The 2,354-nt window shown below is 64.4% G+C and carries 2 protein-coding genes; both read right to left on the reverse strand.

Features of this window, described 5'->3' with window-relative positions; all coding sequences use genetic code 11:
- Positions 1-8 precede the first annotated feature (8 nt).
- Positions 9-899, reverse strand: a complete 891-nt coding sequence (gene istB, locus AWC08_RS23005) for an IS21-like element helper ATPase IstB (RefSeq protein WP_082275278.1) — start codon at positions 897-899, stop codon at positions 9-11.
- Positions 896-2,354 (reverse strand): IS21 family transposase (gene istA, locus AWC08_RS23010; RefSeq protein WP_085088198.1); only part of this gene is annotated, 1,459 nt, incomplete at its 5' end. The genes istB and istA, both read right to left, overlap by 4 nt.

Consider the following 2,354-nt stretch of genomic DNA (forward strand, 5'->3'; position numbering starts at 1 on the left):
TCTCTATGTCAACCTGACTCAGGACCACTGTGACGGCTTGATTCGGGACCACCTCGGCGAGGAGGTGGTGGCTCAGGCGTCTTCGTAGGCTGTGATCGCGAGCTGCTACCGCGGGTATGGCTGAGCCGGTATGAGGTGGTGCCGGTTTCGATGATGGTGCCGTGGAAGGTGAGTCGGTCGACGATCGCGGCGCAGAGTCGGGGGTCGGTGAAGGTTTTGGTCCAGCCGGAGAAACTCTCGTTGGATGCGATGGCTACTGACGCCTTTTCCTCGCGTTCAGTGAGTACTTGGAACAGCAACTCCGCGCCCCGGCGGTCGAGTTCCATGTAGCCGAGTTCGTCGATACATAAAAGATCGACGCGGCCGTAGCGGGCGATCGTGCGGGCGAGTTGCTTTTCATCGGCGGCCTCGACGAGTTCGTTGACCAGTTTGGTCGCCAGTGTGTAGCGGACGCGGAAGCCTTGCTCGGCGGCGGCGGTGCCCACACCAATGAGCAGGTGGGACTTGCCGGTGCCCGAGTCGCCGATCAGGCAGAGCGGGTCGCCTCGGCGTATCCAATCGCCTTGGGCGACGGTATGTACGGTGGCGGCGTTGATGTTTGGGTTGGCGTCGAAATCGAAGTCGCCCAACCATTTCTGACGTGGAAACCCGGCCGCTGCGACTCGCCGCAAGGTGGATCGGCGGTCCCGGTCATCGCATTCGGCCAGGAGCAGTTCGGCGAGGAAGCCGTGGTAGGTGAGCTGTTCACGCTCGGCGACTTTCACTGCTTCGTCGATCACCGCACGCACGGTCGGCAACCGCAGGCGTCGGCATGCGGAATCGACGGCGGCTTGGGCCGCTTGTGGGGTCATCCCGCGTTGGCGGCGCAGGGTGTTGGTGACTTTCGTGGCCGTGCTCATGATCCAGTCGTTCCTTCCATTCCGTCACCGGGTGGCGGTGTTGGGGGTCTGCGTTGGAGCAGCTCGTCGTAGGCCGCGACGTCAGGCAGCGGCCGGGTGTCGGGTGGCAGGCCGGCGATCACGGTCGCTGGATCAGCCAGGCGGCGCTGGGTCAGACTGACGACCCGGTAATCGACGGTATTGGCATGGTTACCGGCGTGACGGTCTGATTCGAGACCACCACCGGCGGCATGCAGGCGTGCTTCGACCGCGACCACATCCGCTGAAACGGCACCGACCGACAGGGCGGCGTGGATCCCGGCGATCACATCGGTAGCGCGCATGCTGCGGTGCAGCAGCAGCACGTCGATTAGCGAGCGAGTCCCGCCAGCATCGCCGTCGACGCGGCGGGCCTGCTGCCAGAACGCCTCGTGCGCTGCGGTGAAAGTGCCGGCGGCGCGGGCCTGAGCAAGCGCGGTGGAGCCGGGCAACGCGCCGGGTTTGCAGTGCAACACCTCCAGATAGTGGTCGAGGTTGATCGATTGCCCGTTGCGGGTCGTGACGCGTTCATGGCGTGCGGCGATAGTGCGGCCGTCGAAGACGACCAACTCCGAGGCCCGCAGCGACACCCTGACTTTGCGTCCGATCAACCGGGCGGGAACCGAGTACTTCGCCGACCGCGCCGTGATCAGCGCCGACCGGTCCACCCGTGGATGCAGCACCAGCCCCGGGTCGAACCGCTCGGCAGGCAGAGCGGCGAGATGTTCTCGTTCGGTCTGGAAGTCCTGGCCCACGGTGTGCAGCCGGCCGGTGACCCGCCGATGATCCTCACGTGCTTCGCAGCGGCGGATGTAGTCGTTGAGCTCTGACAGCGAGTCCACTTCCGGCATGGGCGTGAGCCAGGTGCGGCGGAAACGTCCGATCTCGCCCTCGACTCCGCCTTTCTCGTGGGCGCCTTTCACTCCCGGCTGGCAGTAGAACGGGTCGAACCCGTAGAACGATCTGAACAGCACCCACCGGTCGTTCTCGACCCTGCCCCGACCGCGGCCGAACACCACCGAGGTGACCGCAGACTTCAAGTTGTCGTAGCGGATATGGCGCACCGGGATGCCGCCGATCACGTCGAATGCTTCGATGTGGCCTTCGAGGAACGCCTCCTGCGACTGAGTCGCATACACCCGATGGACTGCCTTGCCGGACATCGACATTCGGAAAACGAACATGTAGCAGCGGGTTCTGACACCAGCGAGGATGACGTGAACCTCGCCGAAATCAACCTCAGCTTCAGCGCCGGGCGGGTGTTCCTGCGGCACGAACGCTTCCTGCGCCTGCTTACCGGACTCGGCGATGATCTCCGCACGACGGACCCGGACATAGTCACGCACCGACGAATACGACACATCCTCAACGCCGTGTTCATCGGCCAGACGATTGCAAATCCTTGTCGCAGTGTGGCGTTGCTTGCGGGGCGCATCC

The organism is Mycobacterium gordonae, assembly GCF_002101675.1.
GTDB classification, from domain to species: Bacteria; Actinomycetota; Actinomycetes; order Mycobacteriales; family Mycobacteriaceae; genus Mycobacterium; species Mycobacterium gordonae.